This window comes from Pseudomonas sp. 43A, from assembly GCF_013363935.1.
Classification (GTDB): Bacteria; Pseudomonadota; Gammaproteobacteria; order Pseudomonadales; family Pseudomonadaceae; genus Aquipseudomonas; species Aquipseudomonas crudilactis.
The window spans coordinates 1,734,194-1,751,907 of record NZ_CP054880.1 but is presented as its reverse complement, the minus strand read 5'-3'; the positions used below and the strand labels follow the sequence as shown (position 1 = coordinate 1,751,907).

16 protein-coding genes are annotated in these 17,714 nt (G+C 59.2%); 11 read left to right on the top strand and 5 right to left on the bottom strand.

What is annotated here, in order from left to right:
* Window positions 1-97: 97 nt before the first annotated feature.
* Entirely contained in the window at window positions 98-2,203 is a 2,106-nt protein-coding gene (locus HUW52_RS07730; RefSeq protein ID WP_175553322.1) for a molybdopterin oxidoreductase family protein, read from the bottom strand.
* Between the two features lie 134 nt (window positions 2,204-2,337).
* Entirely contained in the window at window positions 2,338-2,628 is a 291-nt protein-coding gene (locus HUW52_RS07725) for a hypothetical protein (protein ID WP_016986650.1), read from the bottom strand.
* Between the two features lie 403 nt (window positions 2,629-3,031).
* Here HUW52_RS07725 and argF point away from each other — a divergent pair, with 403 nt between their 5' ends.
* Window positions 3,032-3,952, top strand: a complete 921-nt coding sequence (argF, locus tag HUW52_RS07720; protein ID WP_026000713.1) for an ornithine carbamoyltransferase — start codon at window positions 3,032-3,034, stop codon at window positions 3,950-3,952.
* Entirely contained in the window at window positions 3,949-5,058 is a 1,110-nt protein-coding gene (locus tag HUW52_RS07715; protein ID WP_016986648.1) for an ABC transporter ATP-binding protein, read from the top strand. The genes argF and HUW52_RS07715 overlap by 4 nt, the downstream gene beginning before the upstream one ends.
* A gap of 118 nt (window positions 5,059-5,176) precedes the next feature.
* On the opposite strand, the gene HUW52_RS07710 is transcribed toward HUW52_RS07715, so the two are convergent.
* Together HUW52_RS07710 and ybaK are read right to left on the bottom strand one after the other, a co-directional pair.
* Window positions 5,177-5,959 carry a PhzF family phenazine biosynthesis protein gene (locus HUW52_RS07710; protein WP_016986647.1) on the bottom strand — a complete coding sequence of 261 codons (783 nt, stop codon included), beginning with the start codon at window positions 5,957-5,959 and terminating at the stop codon, window positions 5,177-5,179.
* A gap of 95 nt (window positions 5,960-6,054) precedes the next feature.
* Complete coding sequence (gene ybaK / locus HUW52_RS07705) at window positions 6,055-6,525, bottom strand: Cys-tRNA(Pro) deacylase (protein ID WP_175553321.1); 471 nt, start codon at window positions 6,523-6,525, stop codon at window positions 6,055-6,057.
* A 362-nt stretch (window positions 6,526-6,887) separates the two neighbouring features.
* Between ybaK and HUW52_RS07700 the strand changes: the two genes are divergently transcribed.
* The 4 genes from HUW52_RS07700 (at window position 6,888) to glpD (ending at window position 11,952) form a co-directional block, all read left to right on the top strand.
* Window positions 6,888-7,739 (top strand): MIP/aquaporin family protein, encoded by an 852-nt coding sequence (locus HUW52_RS07700; RefSeq protein ID WP_016986645.1) that lies wholly within the window; start codon window positions 6,888-6,890, stop codon window positions 7,737-7,739.
* 77 nt (window positions 7,740-7,816) lie between these two features.
* Window positions 7,817-9,319, top strand: a complete 1,503-nt coding sequence (glpK, locus tag HUW52_RS07695; protein WP_016986644.1) for a glycerol kinase GlpK — start codon at window positions 7,817-7,819, stop codon at window positions 9,317-9,319.
* Window positions 9,320-9,414: 95 nt separating this feature from the next.
* The gene (locus HUW52_RS07690) at window positions 9,415-10,170 is read left to right on the top strand and encodes a DeoR/GlpR family transcriptional regulator (RefSeq protein ID WP_007916700.1); all 756 of its coding nucleotides are present in this window, start codon (window positions 9,415-9,417) and stop codon (window positions 10,168-10,170) included.
* Window positions 10,171-10,416: 246 nt separating this feature from the next.
* Window positions 10,417-11,952, top strand: coding sequence for a glycerol-3-phosphate dehydrogenase (gene glpD, locus HUW52_RS07685; protein ID WP_175553320.1), 1,536 nt, complete (start codon window positions 10,417-10,419; stop codon window positions 11,950-11,952).
* Window positions 11,953-12,240: 288 nt separating this feature from the next.
* On the opposite strand, the gene HUW52_RS07680 is transcribed toward glpD, so the two are convergent.
* Window positions 12,241-13,128, bottom strand: coding sequence for a LysR family transcriptional regulator (locus tag HUW52_RS07680; RefSeq protein WP_026000712.1), 888 nt, complete (start codon window positions 13,126-13,128; stop codon window positions 12,241-12,243).
* Between the two features lie 105 nt (window positions 13,129-13,233).
* Between HUW52_RS07680 and HUW52_RS07675 the strand changes: the two genes are divergently transcribed.
* The 5 genes from HUW52_RS07675 to HUW52_RS07655 are packed head-to-tail and all read left to right on the top strand — an operon-like array spanning window position 13,234 to window position 17,706.
* Window positions 13,234-14,601, top strand: a complete 1,368-nt coding sequence (locus HUW52_RS07675; RefSeq protein WP_175553319.1) for an MFS transporter — start codon at window positions 13,234-13,236, stop codon at window positions 14,599-14,601.
* The gene (locus HUW52_RS07670) at window positions 14,582-14,998 is read left to right on the top strand and encodes a hypothetical protein (RefSeq protein WP_016986638.1); all 417 of its coding nucleotides are present in this window, start codon (window positions 14,582-14,584) and stop codon (window positions 14,996-14,998) included. The genes HUW52_RS07675 and HUW52_RS07670 overlap by 20 nt, the downstream gene beginning before the upstream one ends.
* On the top strand, window positions 14,995-15,927 hold the full coding sequence (locus tag HUW52_RS07665; RefSeq protein ID WP_175553318.1) for a flavin reductase family protein: 933 nt from the start codon (window positions 14,995-14,997) through the stop codon (window positions 15,925-15,927). Before HUW52_RS07670 ends, HUW52_RS07665 begins: the two co-directional genes overlap by 4 nt.
* Window positions 15,928-15,941: 14 nt before the next feature.
* Complete coding sequence (locus HUW52_RS07660; RefSeq protein ID WP_175553317.1) at window positions 15,942-17,240, top strand: Rieske 2Fe-2S domain-containing protein; 1,299 nt, start codon at window positions 15,942-15,944, stop codon at window positions 17,238-17,240.
* Window positions 17,221-17,706, top strand: a complete 486-nt coding sequence (locus tag HUW52_RS07655) for an aromatic-ring-hydroxylating dioxygenase subunit beta (RefSeq protein ID WP_175553316.1) — start codon at window positions 17,221-17,223, stop codon at window positions 17,704-17,706. Before HUW52_RS07660 ends, HUW52_RS07655 begins: the two co-directional genes overlap by 20 nt.
* Window positions 17,707-17,714: the final 8 nt, after the last annotated feature.

Below are 17,714 nucleotides of genomic sequence, written 5' to 3'. Positions count from 1 at the left end.
GGAGCACCTCGGCTGAACTTTCCGACTCATCGGTCGGCACGGTGGCGCATTGTAACGGAATCCCGAGCGCCATGCTCGGTCTCCCCGACAGACTAGATCAAGCCGCCGCCACCGTCACCGGCACACCATTCAGCGCCGCGTTACCGGACAACTCGTCGAGCTGGCATTCATCGGTCAGGTCATTGGCGCTCGAACCCGGCTGGCCACTGGCAATTGCCATCTGCACGCCCGGGCGCGCATGGCCCCAGCCGTGCGGCAGGCTGACCACGCCTTTCATCATGTCCAGACTGCCGATTACCTCGACTTCAATCTGCCCGACCCGCGAACTGACGCGCACCAACTGACCATCGTTGAGACCACGACTGGCAAGGTCATCCGGGTGCATCAACAACTGGTGGCGAGGCTTGCCTTTCACCAGACGGTGATAGTTGTGCATCCAGGAATTGTTGCTGCGCACGTGGCGGCGGCCAATCATCAGCAACTCGTCGGCGGCCGGCGCCTGCAATGCAGCGAAGCGTGCGAGGTCAGCAAGGATCTCTGACGGAGCGGCCTGCACACGCTGATTCGGTGTTTTCAGACGCGCAGCCAGGTTAGGCTTCAACGCGCCCAGATCGATCCCGTGCGGATGATCGAACAACGTCGCCAAGGAGAGTTTCTGCTCGGAAGCATCACCGTACATGCCCATGCGCAGGCCCATGTCGATCATTTTCGCCGGTGGCATGGTCGGTTTCAGCTCCTTGCCGGTCTTTTCGGCAAAGGCCTTGGCCAGGCCCACGAAGATCTCCCAGTCATGCAAGGCGCCCTCTGGCTTGGCGAGGATCGCGCGGTTGAAGCGGGTGACGTTACGCACCGCGAACAGATTGAATGTGGTGTCGTAGTGATCATTCTCCAGCGCCGAGGTCGACGGCAGGATCAGGTCGGCATAGCGCGTGGTTTCGTTGATGTACAGGTCGATGCTGACCATGAACTCGAGACCGTCCAGCGCCTGCTCCAGTTGCCGCCCGTTCGGCGTCGACAGCACCGGGTTGCCTGCGACGGTGATCAGTGCACGGATCTGGCCCTCACCTTCAGTAAGCATCTCTTCGGCCAGCGCCGAGACCGGTAACTCGCCGCCGTATTCAGGACGTCCCGAGACACGGCTCTGCCATTTGTTGAAATGCCCGCCCGAGGTCGACGCCACCAGATCTACCGCAGGTTCGGTGCACAGCGCGCCGCCAACCCGGTCAAGGTTGCCGGTGACCAGATTGATCAACTGCACCACCCAGTGGCAAAGGGTACCGAAGGCCTGGGTTGAAACGCCCATCCGACCATAGCAAACCGCACTTGGCGCTGCGGCGAAGTCTCGCGCCAGTTGGCGGATCTGCTCGGCAGGCACGGCGCACAACGGACTCATGGTTTCAGCGGTAAACGCGGCGACTGCCGCGCGCACTTCGTCCAGACCATCGACCGGCAGATGACTGTCGCGGGTCAGGCCTTCACTGAACAACGTGTTGAGCATGCCAAACAACAGGGCTGCATCGCCACCGGGACGAACGAACAGGTGCTGGTCAGCCATGGCCGCCGTTTCGCTGCGCCGTGGATCGACCACCACGACCTTACCACCGCGAGCCTGAATAGCTTTTAAACGTTTTTCGACATCCGGCACGGTCATGATGCTGCCGTTGGAGGCCAGCGGATTGCCGCCGAGGATCAGCATGAAGTCGGTGTGATCGATGTCCGGGATCGGCAGCAGCAAACCATGGCCGTACATCAGATAACTGCTCAGGTGATGCGGCAACTGATCGACCGAGGTCGCCGAGAAGCGATTGCGCGTCTTCAGCAAACCGAGGAAATAATTGCTGTGGGTCATCAGCCCGTAGTTATGCACACTCGGGTTGCCCTGATAGACCGCGACGGCGTTCTGGCCATGACGCTCCTGAATCGCCGCCAGCTTCTCGGCAACCAGCGCAAACGCTTCGTCCCACTCGATCGGCAGCCATTCACTGCCCACACGGCGCATTGGCTGGCGCAGGCGATCCGGATCGTTCTGGATATCTTGCAGGGCCACAGCCTTGGGGCAGATGTGGCCACGACTGAAGGTGTCGAGCGCATCGCCCTTGATTGAGGTGATCGCGACATTGCCATCCGTTTCAGTGGTTTCGATGGTCAGACCGCAGATGGCTTCACACAGGTGGCAGGCACGGTGATGGAGAGTCTTGGTCATGGCCAGTCTCTGTCTTGTTCTGGGCAGGCAATCAGGCCCGCGGGAACAAAACTATGGCCCCGGCGCAGGTCAGGCGCCAGCGACGTTCGTCTTGTGAATCGACGGTTATCAGGCGAGCCGATAAACCGCCATGATCAGTTCGACGGCAACTGCGGCGGCGCGGCCAGCTGAATTTCCTGGATGGTTTCGATCTGCTCGTGGGCGACGTGCACGCCGGTGAGTTCACCGATGAGACGCCAATGCTCATCGAGCCCGGCGCTGATGGTCGCCATGCGGTCGATCATGTGGCGGCCAGCGCTCTTCACCACTTCGTCTTCGCTGCGCAGCAGTTCGAAGGACATTGAGGTGACCGATGCAGTGAGGTGAGTCAGAGAGCGAGCCGTGTGGCCCAGCAATTCCATTAACAGTTTTTCTTTCGATTCCATGCGGAGGCTTCCTGCGTCGCTCGAAACTTATTTATAACCCAGCACTTTGCTTTAGCAAATGTTTCAGCCTGAGCATCCGACCAAGTGATGGCATGGCGCCACGGTGGTAAACCGACCCAAGCGATGCGATCCCCGCCACGCCGCATTGCCAACCCCTGCGAGGCCAGTGTACAAAGAGGCTCGCTGCTGTCCTGAACCCGGCTTCAAATACGCGACTGCAACGCCAGTGCGTCCTCCGAATCCCACAAAAACCGTAGCCTATTGGAAAAACGCGACATTTAATGTCAATATCGCGCCTTCCCCTATTTCGTCGCCCCGTGCGGCTTACGCCGCAGGTCTCGCCCGTTGTTCCGTTAAACAAGGCTTTGAGCATCTGCGGTTTGTAGCAAAAAGGTAGTCAATGATGAGCGCAAGGCACTTTCTCTCCCTGATGGATTGCACGCCCGAAGAGCTGGTCAGCGTGATCCGTCGAGGCGTTGAGCTCAAGGACCTGCGTAACCGCGGCGTACTGTTCGAGCCTCTGAAAAACCGCGTGCTGGGCATGATCTTCGAAAAGTCCTCGACCCGCACGAGGATCTCCTTCGAGGCCGGCATGATCCAGCTCGGCGGCCAGGCGATCTTTCTGTCGCCACGCGACACCCAGCTGGGCCGTGGCGAGCCGATCGGCGACTGCGCCATCGTCATGTCGAGCATGCTCGATGCGGTGATGATCCGTACCTTTGCCCACAGCACCCTGACCGAATTCGCCGCCAACTCGCGCGTGCCGGTGATCAACGGCCTGTCCGATGACCTGCACCCGTGCCAGTTGCTGGCCGACATGCAGACGTTCCTTGAGCACCGTGGCTCGATTCAGGGCAAGACCGTGGCCTGGATCGGTGACGGCAACAACATGTGCAACAGCTATATAGAAGCGGCGATGCAGTTCGACTTCCAGTTGCGCGTTGCCTGCCCGGAAGGCTACGAGCCAAACCCTGAATTCGTCGCCAAGGCCGGTGATCGCGTGACCATCGTTCGCGACCCGCTGGACGCCGTGCGCGGCGCGCACCTGGTGAGCACCGATGTCTGGACTTCGATGGGCCAGGAAGAGGAAACTGCCAAGCGCCTCAAGCTGTTCGCGCCGTTCCAGGTCAACCGTGCCCTGCTCGACCTCGCTGCCGAGGACGTGCTGTTCATGCATTGCCTGCCGGCGCACCGTGGCGAAGAAATCAGCCTCGACCTGCTTGATGACCCGCGCTCCGTCGCCTGGGATCAGGCAGAAAACCGTCTCCACGCACAGAAGGCCCTGCTCGAGTTCCTCGTTGAACCGGCATATCACCACGCATGAGCCATGAATTACTGCTGAACCTGCGCAACCTCGCTTGCGGCTATCAAGATCAACGCGTGGTGCAGAACCTCAATCTGCACCTCAACGCCGGTGACATCGGCTGCCTGCTCGGCTCGTCCGGCTGCGGCAAGACCACCACCCTGCGCGCCATCGCCGGTTTCGAACCGGTGCATGAAGGAGAGATCACCCTCGGCGGTGAGACCATTTCCAGCGCCGGCTTCACCCTGGCGCCGGAAAAACGCCGGATCGGCATGGTGTTCCAGGATTACGCGTTGTTCCCGCACCTGAGCGTCGCCGACAATATTGCCTTCGGTATCCGCAAGCATCCGAACAAGGAGCGCGTCACCGAAGAGCTGCTCGAACTGGTCAACCTGAAAAATCTCGGCAAGCGTTTCCCCCACGAGTTGTCCGGCGGCCAGCAGCAACGTGTCGCCCTCGCCCGCGCCTTGGCGCCGGAACCGCAATTGCTGCTGCTCGACGAGCCGTTCTCCAACCTTGATGGCGAACTGCGGCGCAAGCTCAGCCATGAAGTGCGCGACATCCTCAAGGCCCGTGGCACCAGCGCGATTCTGGTGACCCACGACCAGGAAGAAGCCTTCGCCGTCAGCGATCACGTCGGCGTGTTCAAGGAAGGTCGACTGGAGCAGTGGGACACGCCGTACAACCTGTATCACGAACCCGCAACGCCGTATGTGGCCAGCTTCATCGGCCAGGGTTATTTCATTCGCGGCCAACTCGGCAGCCCGGAATCGGTGCAGACCGAGCTGGGCGAGTTGCGTGGCAATCGTGCTTATACATGGCCGATTGGCGGCGCCGTGGATGTATTGCTGCGCCCGGATGACATCGTTTATGCACCGGACAGTGGCTTGAAAGCACGGATTGTCGGCAAGACGTTCCTGGGCGCGTCGACGCTGTATCGTCTGCAATTGCCGACGGGGGCGCAGCTGGAATCGATCTTCCCAAGCCATGCGGATCATCAGGTCGGTGCGGAAGTGGGGATTCGTGTAGTTGCCGAACACTTGGTACTTTTCCAGGCCTCCGGCAGCACCGCCGCACAGATCCCGGCAGTGGAAAGCGGCGTGCGCCGTTACAGCGCCGCCCTCTGATCCGCTCTGGATCAAAACTGTGGGAGCGAGCCTGCTCGCGAATGCAATGTATCAGTCACAGATGATTTGACTGACCGACCGTATTCGCGAGCAGGCTCGCTCCCACAGTGTTTTTGGGCTAGCCCAACAACAATGTACCGCTCGCAACCAGCGTCGCATTGCCGCCAATCTTCACTCGCTCACCCTCCAACCGACAAAACAACTCCCCACCCCGTGCCGAGCGCTGGCAAGCGGTCAGGCTCGTCTTGCCCAGTCGTTTCGACCAATACGGAATCAGGCTGCAATGCGTCGACCCGGTGACCGGATCCTCATTGATGCCAATCGCCGGAGCGAAATAGCGCGAAACGAAATCGTGCTGATTGCCCCGCGCCGTAACGATCGCACCGAGCCACGGCAGCTTGGCCAACGCGACCATGTCCGGCTTGCAATCGAGCACCGCCTGTTCTGATTCCAGCACCACGAACAGTTCATTTGAGCCGAGCACATCCACCGCCTCAACACCCAGCGCCCGCTCGACGTCCAGCGTCACACCAATCTCTGACGGTACGATCGACGGGAAATCCAGCCACAACCGATCACCTTCTCGAGTGACGCTCAGCGCGCCGGACTTACAAGTGAAGTCGATACGCTCAGCGCTTTCCTTGTAGATGTCGAACAGTACATAAGCGCTGGCTAACGTGGCGTGTCCGCACAACGGTACTTCAGTGGTCGGCGTAAACCAGCGGATATGCCAGGCCTGACCCTCGCGCACCAGAAACGCGGTTTCCGCCAGATTGTGCTCGGCGGCAATCTTCTGCATCAGCTCATCCGCAAGCCACGCATCCAGCCGATAAACCATTGCCGGATTGCCACTGAACGGCCGATCACTGAACGCGTCGACCTGATGAAACTCGAGCTGCATAACCTTCTCCCTAAGTCAGTCGGCAGAGCATGCCGCCACGACACGATCAGCGCCAGTGACAGAACCGGGCAATTTTCTGCATACAGCGATAACGATTACGCACGGCCAATATCGGCAAATTTCGCCTGGGTGTGTTCGGCGAGCACGGCGGGTGCCAGTTCCACCTCAAGGCCTCGCCGGCCGGCGCTGACATAAATAGTCGCAAAACCCTGAGCCGAGTTATCGATGAAGGTGCGCAGGCGCTTCTTCTGCCCCAACGGACTGATACCACCCAACAGATAACCGGTGGAGCGCTGTGCGGCCGCCGGGTCAGCCATCTCGACTTTTTTCACGGCTGCCGCATGCGCCAGACCTTTGAGGTCGAGGCTTCCGACGACCGGCACCACCGCCACCAGCAACTCGCCTTTTTCACTGGCCGCCAGCAGGGTTTTAAACACCTGCGCCGGTTCCAGTGCCAGTTTCTCTGCGGCCTCCAGCCCATACGACGCGGCCTTTGGGTCATGTTCGTAACTGTGCACGCGATGTTCGGCACGAACTTTTTTCAACAAGTCCAACGCAGGGGTCATGGCAGCTCCAGGCTCGGCTGTGACAGAAAAACACTGCGTCGGATTCTAGGCGATCACATCTCAAAAGGCTCTAGTCCAAGCCGCGATTGCCGTGGCTTACAGCCGTTTCAAGCGATCCAGTCTGCGAGAACCGCGAAGGATCATTCACACAGCGAATAGTTTTATTGTGACCGACGGTTCACTTTCGACCTTTGACAGGTTTGTTTCTTGTCTATATTTTTTCGAATCTGAATAATGTAAGAATTATCATCATCGCAGCACCCAGCAGTAAACCGAGACCGGAATGGGGATTCCTAATCGGGGAAAATCGCGCCCTGCCCTGACGGCAGCGCGCCAGACAACAACAAAAACCGAGGTTTTCAATGACAACTGCTTTACAGCAACCAACGCTCTCAAGCCAATGCATGGCCGAGTTTCTGGGTACTGCCCTCCTGATTTTTTTCGGCACCGGTTGTGTCGCCGCGCTCAAAGTCGCGGGCGCCAGCTTCGGCCTGTGGGAAATCAGCATCATCTGGGGCGTCGGCGTGAGCATGGCGATCTACCTCACTGCCGGGGTTTCCGGCGCGCACCTGAACCCGGCCGTGAGCATCGCGTTGGCGATCTTCGCCGACTTCGAAAAGCGCAAACTGCCGTTCTATATTCTTGCCCAGATCGCCGGCGCCTTCTGCGGAGCGCTGCTGGTTTACACGCTGTACAGCAATCTTTTCTTCGATTACGAACAAACTCATCAAATGGTTCGTGGCTCAGCCGCCAGCCTTGAGTTGGCCTCGGTGTTCTCGACCTTCCCGAACCCGGTACTGTCGACCGCGCAGGCGTTCCTGGTCGAGATGATCATTACCGCGATCCTGATGGGCGTGATCATGTCGCTGACCGACGACAATAACGGCCTGCCGAAAGGCCCGCTGGCACCACTGTTGATCGGTTTGCTGATCGCGGTGATTGGCAGCTCGATGGGGCCGTTGACCGGTTTTGCGATGAACCCGGCGCGTGACTTCGGTCCGAAACTGATGACTTTCTTCGCCGGCTGGGGTGAAATTTCCTTCACTGGCGGCCGCGATATTCCGTACTTCCTGATTCCGATTTTTGCACCGATTGTCGGTGCCTGCCTCGGCGCTGCCGGGTATCGCGGGCTCATTGCCCGTCACCTGACCGGCGCCACACCTGCTACAAAGGATGCAGAACCGGCCATTGACGGCAAACCAAGAACTTCTTGAAACAGTCGGCGCGGGTTCCTGCCCTTTAGAGCCTGCGCCACGGCCCACTCTCCCTTATTTCGTCCAAGGCAATCGACATGACCGACATTCAGAATAAGAACTACATCATTGCCCTTGATCAGGGTACGACCAGCTCCCGCGCGATCATTTTCGACCGCGATGCGAACGTGGTCTGCACCGCGCAGCGCGAATTCGCCCAGCATTACCCACAGGCCGGTTGGGTCGAACACGATCCGATGGAAATCTTCGCCACCCAGAGCGCGGTGATGGTTGAAGCCCTGGCCCAGGCCGGTCTGCATCACGACCAGGTTGCCGCCATCGGCATCACCAACCAGCGCGAAACCACCGTGGTCTGGGACAAGACCACCGGCCGTCCGGTGTACAACGCCATCGTCTGGCAGTGCCGCCGCAGCACCGAGATCTGCCAGCAGCTCAAGCGTGATGGCCACGAAGACTACATCCGCGACAACACCGGTCTGGTTACCGACCCGTACTTCTCCGGCACCAAACTCAAGTGGATCCTCGACAACGTCGAAGGCAGCCGCGAGCGTGCGCGAAACGGCGAACTGCTGTTCGGCACCGTCGATAGCTGGCTGATCTGGAAATTCACCGGCGGCAAAGTACACGTCACCGACTACACCAACGCCTCGCGCACCATGCTCTTCAACATCCACTCGCTGGAGTGGGATTCGAAGATGCTCGAGATCCTCGACATCCCGCGCGAGATGCTCCCGGAAGTCAAAGCTTCTTCGGAAATCTACGGTCGCACCAAGAGCGGCATCGCCATCGGCGGTATTGCCGGCGACCAGCAAGCGGCGTTGTTCGGGCAGATGTGCGTCGAGCCGGGCCAGGCGAAAAACACTTACGGCACTGGCTGCTTCCTGCTGATGAACACCGGCGACAAAGCGGTGAAATCCCAGCACGGCATGCTCACCACCATCGCTTGCGGCCCGCGCGGCGAAGTCGCTTATGCACTGGAAGGCGCGGTGTTCAACGGCGGTTCCACCGTGCAATGGCTGCGTGATGAACTGAAGATCATCAACGACGCCCACGACACCGAGTACTTCGCCAATAAAGTGAAGGACAGCAACGGCGTATACCTGGTGCCGGCATTCACCGGTCTCGGTGCTCCGTACTGGGACCCGTATGCCCGTGGCGCGCTGTTCGGCCTGACGCGCGGCGTGCGCGTGGATCACATCATCCGCGCCGCGCTGGAATCGATCGCCTACCAGACCCGCGACGTACTCGACGCCATGCAGCAGGACTCCGGCGAACGCCTCAAGGCTCTGCGCGTGGACGGCGGTGCGGTGGCGAACAACTTCCTCATGCAGTTCCAGGCCGACATCCTTGGCACGCAGGTCGAGCGTCCGCAAATGCGCGAAACCACCGCACTCGGCGCGGCGTATCTGGCCGGTCTGGCGTGCGGTTTCTGGGGCAGCCTGGACGAACTGCGCGGTAAAGCGGTGATCGAGCGCGAGTTCGAACCGAGCCTGGACGAAGTGGAGAAAGAGAAGCTGTACAAAGGCTGGAAAAAAGCCGTCAGCCGCACTCGTGACTGGGCGCGTGAAGACGCTGAATAAGCCAACCTTCAGATCCAGATAGGCATCTAACTGGTCGGGAGCGGATTCCTGCGGCATCATGGGCAAATTTTGCACGGCAGCCCAAAGGAAGCCCCATGAATCTGCCTCCCCGTCAGCAGCAAATCCTCGAACTGGTCCGCGAACGCGGCTATGTGAGCATCGAGGAAATGGCCACGCTGTTCGTTGTTACCCCGCAAACCATCCGCCGCGATATCAATCAGCTCGCGGAAGCCAATCTGCTGCGTCGCTACCATGGCGGTGCTGCCTACGATTCCAGCGTCGAAAACACTGCCTATGCGATGCGCGCCGATCAGATGCGCGATGAAAAACAACGCATCGGTGAAGCCATCGCCGCACAGATTCCCGATCACGCCTCGCTGTTTATCAATATCGGTACCACGACCGAATCGATTGCCCGCGCCCTGCTCAATCACAATCATCTGAAGATCATCACCAACAACCTGCACGTAGCGTCGATGCTCAGTGCCAAGGATGATTTCGATGTGCTGCTAACCGGTGGCAACGTGCGTCGTGATGGCGGTGTGGTCGGTCAGGCCAGTGTGGATTTCATCAATCAGTTCAAGGTTGATTTCGCCCTCGTCGGGATCAGCGGCATCGATGAAGACGGCAGTTTGCTGGATTTTGATTATCAGGAAGTGCGGGTTTCGCAGGCGATCATTGCCAATGCGCGGCAAGTGATTCTGGCGGCGGACTCGAGCAAGTTCGGGCGTAACGCCATGATTCGGTTGGGGCCGATCAGTCTGATTGATTGCCTGGTGACCGATCAGCAGCCGGTGCCGGCGCTGGCGCAGTTGTTGAGTCAGCACAAGATTCGCCTGGAAGTCGTTTAACCCCCCAAACATCAAAAGATCGCAACCTTCAGCAGCTCCTACATGGGTTCATCTGACCTGTAGGAGCTGCCGAAGGCTGCGATCTTTTGCTTGTAATGTTCGAAAATTTTCCTTTCTCTGCCCTTCGATGAGTTTTTTCAATCGAACGTGACTGGCTGTGCGCGTCTTTATGGGCTACCATTTTCGCAAATGAACATTCATGTTCGATTTCCAATATAGAAAATCAAAAGAACCCGAGGCCAGCCGATGTCCACCTCTACCTTGCGTACGCCCCCTCTCTCCGAGATCTACGACCTCGCCGTTATTGGCGGCGGGATCAATGGCGTGGGGATCGCAGCGGATGCCGCCGGTCGCGGGCTTTCGGTGTTCCTTTGTGAAAAAGACGATCTGGCCAGCCACACCTCGTCGGCCAGCAGCAAACTGATCCACGGCGGCCTGCGCTACCTCGAGCATTACGAGTTCCGTCTGGTGCGTGAAGCGCTGGCAGAACGCGAAGTACTGCTGGCCAAGGCGCCGCACATCGTCAAACCGATGCGCTTCGTGCTGCCGCACCGTCCGCACCTGCGTCCGGCGTGGATGATCCGCGCAGGCCTGTTCCTCTATGACAACCTCGGCAAACGCGAAAAACTGCCAGGCTCGAAAAGTCTGAAGTTCGGCGCCGACAGCGCGCTGAAAAGCGAAATAAAGAATGGCTTCGAATACTCCGACTGCTGGGTCGACGACGCCCGCCTCGTGGTGCTCAACGCCATGGCCGCCCGCGAAAAAGGCGCCCACGTGCACACCCAGACCCGTTGCGTCAGCGCCCGTCGTGCCAAAGGCTTGTGGCACCTGAATCTGGAGCGCGCCGACGGCAGCCTGTTTTCGATCACCGCCAAAGCACTGGTGAACGCCGCCGGCCCATGGGTGGCCAAGTTCATCCGTGACGACCTGAAGATGGAATCGCCATACGGCATCCGTTTGATTCAGGGTAGCCACATCATCGTGCCGAAGCTGTACGAAGGTGATCATGCGCACATTCTGCAAAACGAAGATCAGCGCATCGTTTTCACCATTCCGTACCTGAATCACTTCACCCTGATCGGCACCACCGACCGCGAGTACACCGGCGATCCGGCGAAAGTCGCCATCACTGAAGGCGAAACCGATTACCTGTTGAAAGTGGTCAATGCTCACTTCAAAAAGCAGATCAGTCGCGACGACATCCAGCACAGCTATTCCGGTGTGCGTCCGCTGTGCAACGACGAATCCGACAATCCTTCGGCGGTGACCCGCGATTACACCCTGGCGTTGTCGGCTGGCGGCGAAGAAGCGCCATTGCTGTCAGTGTTCGGCGGCAAGCTGACTACCTACCGCAAACTGGCTGAATCGGCGATGGCGCAACTGATGCCGTTCTTCACGCAGATGCGCCCGAGCTGGACAGCTACGGCCACGCTGCCCGGTGGCGAAGACATGACCACCCCACAAGCCTTGTGCGCGCAGATTCGCGACAAGTTCGATTTCGTGCCGACGGAAATCGCGCGCCGCTGGGCCACCACCTACGGCAGCCGCACCTGGCGCATGCTTGAAGGCGTGGAAACCCTGGCCGACATGGGCGAACACCTGGGCGGCGGGCTTTACACCCGTGAGGTTGATTACCTGTGCAGCGAAGAGTGGGCGACCACGGCGCACGACATTCTGTGGCGCCGCAGCAAACTGGGCTTGTTCACCACCCCGGTCGAGCAGGAAAAACTGGCGGCTTATCTGGGTAAGGTTGAACAGAACCGCAAGATCGAAGCGGCCTGATCTTCGGATCAACGCTTAAACGAAAGCCCCTGAATTGTGAGATTCAGGGGCTTTTTGTTGTGCCAATGAAATCCAGCCCCCTCACCCCAGGCCTCTCCCCCCAAGGGGGGCGAGGGAGCAGATCGGGGGGCGTTCAAATACCGCGCAGGGAAAGGGAGAGCTGATCCGGGGCTGTTCAAACTCTGAGCTCGACTCGATATTTCAGGTCGGCGTCACTCGCAAGGACCACGCGATCAATTCCCCTCTCCCTCCGGGAGAGGGCTAGGGTGAGGGGCTTTTGGGCCGGCATCACTGCGCCAGGTGCAACAACAGAAAATCAATGAACGCCCGCGACTTGTGCGGTAGATGCGGGGTGTTGGGAAATACCACATTGATCGACTGCGAAGGCAGCGAATACTCCGGCAGCAAGCGCACCAGACGCCCGGCGGCAATGTCATCGGCCACCACCCATGCAGGCAGAACCGACACGCCCAGCGACGACAACGTCATCGAGCGAATGGCCGTCGACGAGTTCGATTCGAAGTGGCTGGTGCCGCCGACCTCAACGCCCTGCCCTTGCCCAAGGCGCAATGTCCACTGGGTCGGCGCCTGCAAATTGCTGTTGGCGATCCACGGCACGCTGTTCAGATCCTGCGGTTCCCGCACCGGATGCCGGGCGAGAAAGGCCTTGCTGGCGACCAGCACGATTTCATAATCGGCCAACTTGCGGCTCTTGAATGCCGAATCCGCCAAGTTGCCCAGACGAATCACCAAATCAAGCTTCTCCGCCACCAGATCATTCAATGAAGAGTTGAAGTTGTAGCACAGGCGAATTTCCGGATAACGCTCGGAGAACAGTGGAATCAACGGCAGAATATACTTTTCACCGTATTCACTGGTTGAACTAATTCGTAACTTTCCGGATACCCGATTATTACCCTTGAGGACATTATCAAAGGCATTGTCGATGTCCGCGACAATACCCTTGAACTCTTCATAAAACTCCTGACCTATTTCGGTCAGCGATATATTACGGGTATTGCGGATCAACAGCGTCGCCGACAAAACTTCTTCCAGTGCCTTGACATGCAGGCTGGCCATGGCTTTGCTGATACTCAGATAATTCGCAGCCTTGGTGTAAGAACCAAAATCCACCACCGCAAGGAACGTCTGAACCCGATTAAGATGAGAATGCATGGCGCTGTGGCTCACTGTTAAATCCTGTCAAACATTGTTTTAAGCATAGTCGTATCGACACTTCAAGTCCATCGCCCCTATGCTGCGCGGCAAAGGGGATACAACATGAACTATCGCTATAAGATCGCGCTGATCTTTCTGATCGGCTTTTTTATTGACTGTATAAATATATTTATGTCGGCTGTGGCTTTGCCGAGTATATCGGCAACTTTGCAGGTCAGTACTTCATCGGTGGCGTGGGTCGCCAATGCTTATATTCTTGGCCTGACCCTGATTATTCCGGTCAGCACCTGGCTGGCCGGGCGTTTTGGCAGTCGCGAGATTCTCACCGCTTCGATGCTGGTGTTCACCGGCTCGGTGTGGATGTGCGGCATGGCCGACAGTTTCCACGAACTGGTGATCTGGCGGTTCGTTCAAGGCGTCGGTGGCGGACTGCTGATTCCGGTCGGTCAGGCGCTGACCTTCAATCTGTTTCAGGGCGAGCAACGGGCCAAGATCTCCACACTGGTGATGGCGGTCGCGCTGATTGCCCCGGCCATTTCGCCGACGGTCGGCGGCATCATCGTCGACAGCAGTTCCTGGCGCTGGGTGTTCTACAGCAACATTCCGTTCTCGCTGATCGCCGCCGGGCTGTCGTGGTTGTGGATCAAGGAAAGCAAACCAGCGGACCTGCCACGTCCGGACATCAAAGGCTTGTTGCTGGTCAGTGCCGCACTCGCCAGCCTGCTGATGGGCATGTCGCTGTACGGCGGCGACTACCCGGCGCTGGCCGCGTTGAGCTGTGTCGCGGCGGGCTTGCTGTTCATCGTGCTGTACCTGCGGCACTACCGCCGCTGCAGCAACGCGATCATCGAATTGAGCCTGCTCAAAAGCAAAAAGCTCAGCACCTCGATCCTCATCTATTACGCGATTCCCGGCGTGTTCACCGGGGTCAACCTGATGAGCATTTTCTTCCTGCAGAACACCCTGCACTTCAGCGCCCGGCTGACCGGGATGTTCATGATCCTCTACGCCATCGGCGCGTTCATTGCGATGACGATATGCGGCCGGGTCTACAACCGCGTCGGCGCCAAACGCCTGTTCACCCTCGGCATGCTGCTGCACAGCGCCGGCATCGCCACGCTGATGCTGGTCAACGCGCCGACTGACCTGTGGGTGATCGTCATCGCCTACAGCTTGATGGGCATCGGCGGAGGCATCGGCGCCAACACCGCGCAAACCACCTCGCTGATGGATTTCGCCGGTGGCGATACGCACAAGGCCAGCGTGATCTGGAACATCAATCGGCAGATGTCGTTCAGCCTCGGTGCCGCGTTGTTTCTGATGATCTTCAATGTGCTGCTCAAGCAGTTCGACACCACGCAGGCCTACCACGCGACGTTCGCGATTGCGGCACTGGTCGGGCTGTTCCCGCTGTTTCAGATGAGTCAATTGAACCCTCCAAAGGAATGCCATGAACAACAACCTGGTTGAACGAGCGCAACACAGTATTCACCACGTGCACGAACTGATTCACCGCGTCTTCACCGATGCCGACGGTGCCGGCGCAGACGCCATCGCCCCGCTGATGGCGGTGTTCGCCGAACACTTCAGCATGGTCACCACGTCGGCCGCCGTGGTCGGTCGGGCACAAGTCGAGCAACTGTTCAGCGGCGCTGTCGGTGCCCGCAAAGGTCTGGAGATTCTGATCAGCGACCTGCACACGGTCTGGCACGAAGGCTCGACCGTGGCCCTGCGCTACAAGGAAACCCATCGCCTGAATCAGAGCGAAACCTCGCGCCTGTCGGTGGCGATCCTTCGCGTCCAGCACCACGACGTCCAGTGGTTGTACCTGCACGAAACACCGTTGAGCCAGGAAAAACCTGCATGAAATTCACCGTCACCCACTGCCGGATGCTCTCGGCATCGATCAAGGAAGTCACCGTCAGCGGTCCGGCCTCCCTGTCGGACATGACCCATGCCGGTGCGCACTTCAAATGGCTGATTCCGGGGCTGGACGACTGTCGGCATTACTCGACGGTGCACGTGGACGAGATTGCGGATGGCCGGTTCACCTTCGCTATCCGCCTCTCGCCAGACTCCGTCAGCAGCCAGTACATCCGCACCTTGGCGGTCAATGACAGCGTGGAACTCGAAGGCCCGCTGAACACCTTCAACTACCCGCTCGACGCGGACAGCGGACGTGATATCGCGATTGCCGGTGGCATCGGCATCACGCCGCTGACCGGCATCCTGCGCCACCTCGACGCGTTGAACCGCCCTGCGCACCTGCATTACTTCGCCAAGAGCGCCGACGACGCGGTCTACGCCCGGCACCTGCAAGAACAGCTGCAAGAACGCCTGCAACTGCACCTCTCCGGCAGTCGCCCGACAATCAGCGAAGTGCTTGCCGACCTGAGCGTGGATGACCGTCTGTATGTCTGTGGCCCGGCGGCGATGCTCAGCGCGGTACTCAGCCACGCCGAAAGCGTTGGCCTGGCGCGGGAGCAGATCCATCTGGAAGTGTTCAACGTTGCCCGCGATGACGCCGCGCAAGGCTTTGTCATCGAGGCAGCCGACTCTGGCGTCAGCGTCACCGTCAGCGCTGAGCAATCGCTGCTCGAAGCCCTCGAAGCGGCCGGACTCGACCCCCTCTACGACTGCCGTCGCGGTGAATGCGGAGTCTGTGCGCTGGACGTACTGGAAGGCGAAGTCGACCACCGCGATTTCATCATGAGCGAACAGGAAGCTGCCTGCAGCGCACGAATCTACCCCTGCGTTTCACGGGCGAAAAGCCCGCGCCTGAAACTGGCGATCTGAGAGAGGACACCCCGTTGGACAACTATTTCAATGGCAGAGAAGTGCATAAATCTCTGTTCCTTGATCAGGCGCTTTTCGAACAGGAACAGCAGCGCGTATTTGCCGCGAGCTGGTGCTACCTGGGTCATGACAGCCTGATCCCCGAGACCGGTGACTACTTCACCACCACCCTCGCCCAACAGCCGCTGGCGATGGTGCGGCAGAAGAATGGCGCCATCGTCGTCCTGCACAACCGCTGCCCGCACAAAGGCGTGAAAGTGCTGGCCGAAGCCCGCGGCAATGTCGGCCGCTTCATGCGTTGCCCGTATCACGCCTGGACGTTCAAGACTGACGGCGAACTGCTGAGCATTCCGGTGAAAAAGGAATACGACGACTGCGACCTCAGCAGTTGTTCTGCGCACAAAGGCATGCGCCCGGTGAACGCGGTGCACAACTATCGCGGCTTCGTCTTTGTTCGTTTGACGGAAGAAGGCATCGGCTTCGAGGCGTTTTTTGGTGAGTCGCTGTCGACCCTTGACAACATGGTCATGCGCTCGCCGCAAGGCCAGCTGAAAGTGATCGGCCAGCCACTGCTGCACCGCCATCGCTGCAACTGGAAAATGGTCGTCGACAACCAGACCGACACCTGCCACCCGATGATCGCCCACGAGTCTTCGGCCGGCGAAGCCATACGCCTGTGGCAGGAAACCGGCGCTCAGGGCAAGCCACCGATGGCGGTCGAACTGTTCTCGCCGTTCATGGCCTCCTACGAGTTTTTCGCCGGCATGGGCATTCGGGTCTGGCCCAATGGCCACGGGCACACCGGGGTCAGCAATTCGATCCACAAGGCCTACACCGACATCCCCGGTTACTGGGACTTGATGGTCGAAAGCTACGGTGAAGAGCAGGCCCGGGCGATCCTCGACGACACCCGCCACAACACCGTGTATTTCCCCAACCTGATGGTCAAGGGGCCGATCCAGACCTTGCGTGTGATCAAACCGGTCAGCGCCCGCGAAACCATCGTCGAGTCGTGGATCTTCGAACTGCAGGGCGCCCCCGTGCAGTTGCTGGAAAGAACCGTGCAGTACAACAACCTGATCAACTCGCCGTGCTCGATGGTCGCCCACGACGACGTGGAAATGTACGAACGGGCCATGGAAGGCCTGGGCAGCGACGCCAACGAATGGATCAACGTCGCCCGCCTGTTCAGCCCGAACGAATCCTATGCGCAGACCCAAGTGGTGTCCGGCACCAGCGAAATGGCCATGCGTAATTTCTATAACAGTTGGCAGCACTTGATGCGGGACGACCATGCAACACGACCAATCTAATCACCACGCCATCGAGCAACTGATCGAGACCGAACTGCACTTGCTCGACCAGCAGGATTTCGACGCCTGGCAACAGCTGCTCAGCGATGACTACCACTACTGGATTCCCAGGACCCGGGAGCAGGTCAGCCCGTTGCACGAATCGTCGCTGGTGTATGAAGACCGCTTTCTGACCACGCTGCGGATCAACCGGCTGGCCAACGCACGCAACTTTTCCCAGCAGCCCAAAAGTCGCGGCCTGCACATCGCCCAGCGCCCGCGCATCACCCTCGACGCAGCCTCGTTCAGCGCCTTCGCCAGCTCCAACATGCTCTATTGCGAAGCGCGCGGCGACAACGAATGGCACTACCCGGTGACCGTCGAACATCAACTGATCAACATCGATGGCACGTGGAAAATCCACGGCAAGAAGATCCTGTTGCTCAACCCCGCACGCGCCCTTGAAAGCCTGCAGCTCATTATCTGATCGATCGA

What these genes read in the sequence shown, in the direction of transcription:
- ybaK (WP_175553321.1), bottom strand. Translation starts at nt 6,525, where the DNA reads ATGACCCCTGCGTTGGACTTGTTGAAAAAAGTTCGTGCCGAACATCGC.
- HUW52_RS07730 (WP_175553322.1), bottom strand. Translation starts at nt 2,203, where the DNA reads ATGACCAAGACTCTCCATCACCGTGCCTGCCACCTGTGTGAAGCCATC.
- argF (WP_026000713.1), top strand. Translation starts at nt 3,032, where the DNA reads ATGAGCGCAAGGCACTTTCTCTCCCTGATGGATTGCACGCCCGAAGAG.
- HUW52_RS07670 (WP_016986638.1), top strand. Translation starts at nt 14,582, where the DNA reads ATGAACAACAACCTGGTTGAACGAGCGCAACACAGTATTCACCACGTG.
- HUW52_RS07690 (WP_007916700.1), top strand. Translation starts at nt 9,415, where the DNA reads ATGAATCTGCCTCCCCGTCAGCAGCAAATCCTCGAACTGGTCCGCGAA.
- glpK (WP_016986644.1), top strand. Translation starts at nt 7,817, where the DNA reads ATGACCGACATTCAGAATAAGAACTACATCATTGCCCTTGATCAGGGT.
- HUW52_RS07680 (WP_026000712.1), bottom strand. Translation starts at nt 13,128, where the DNA reads ATGCATTCTCATCTTAATCGGGTTCAGACGTTCCTTGCGGTGGTGGAT.
- HUW52_RS07725 (WP_016986650.1), bottom strand. Translation starts at nt 2,628, where the DNA reads ATGGAATCGAAAGAAAAACTGTTAATGGAATTGCTGGGCCACACGGCT.
- HUW52_RS07665 (WP_175553318.1), top strand. Translation starts at nt 14,995, where the DNA reads ATGAAATTCACCGTCACCCACTGCCGGATGCTCTCGGCATCGATCAAG.
- HUW52_RS07715 (WP_016986648.1), top strand. Translation starts at nt 3,949, where the DNA reads ATGAGCCATGAATTACTGCTGAACCTGCGCAACCTCGCTTGCGGCTAT.
- HUW52_RS07710 (WP_016986647.1), bottom strand. Translation starts at nt 5,959, where the DNA reads ATGCAGCTCGAGTTTCATCAGGTCGACGCGTTCAGTGATCGGCCGTTC.
- HUW52_RS07700 (WP_016986645.1), top strand. Translation starts at nt 6,888, where the DNA reads ATGACAACTGCTTTACAGCAACCAACGCTCTCAAGCCAATGCATGGCC.
- glpD (WP_175553320.1), top strand. Translation starts at nt 10,417, where the DNA reads ATGTCCACCTCTACCTTGCGTACGCCCCCTCTCTCCGAGATCTACGAC.
- HUW52_RS07675 (WP_175553319.1), top strand. Translation starts at nt 13,234, where the DNA reads ATGAACTATCGCTATAAGATCGCGCTGATCTTTCTGATCGGCTTTTTT.
- HUW52_RS07655 (WP_175553316.1), top strand. Translation starts at nt 17,221, where the DNA reads ATGCAACACGACCAATCTAATCACCACGCCATCGAGCAACTGATCGAG.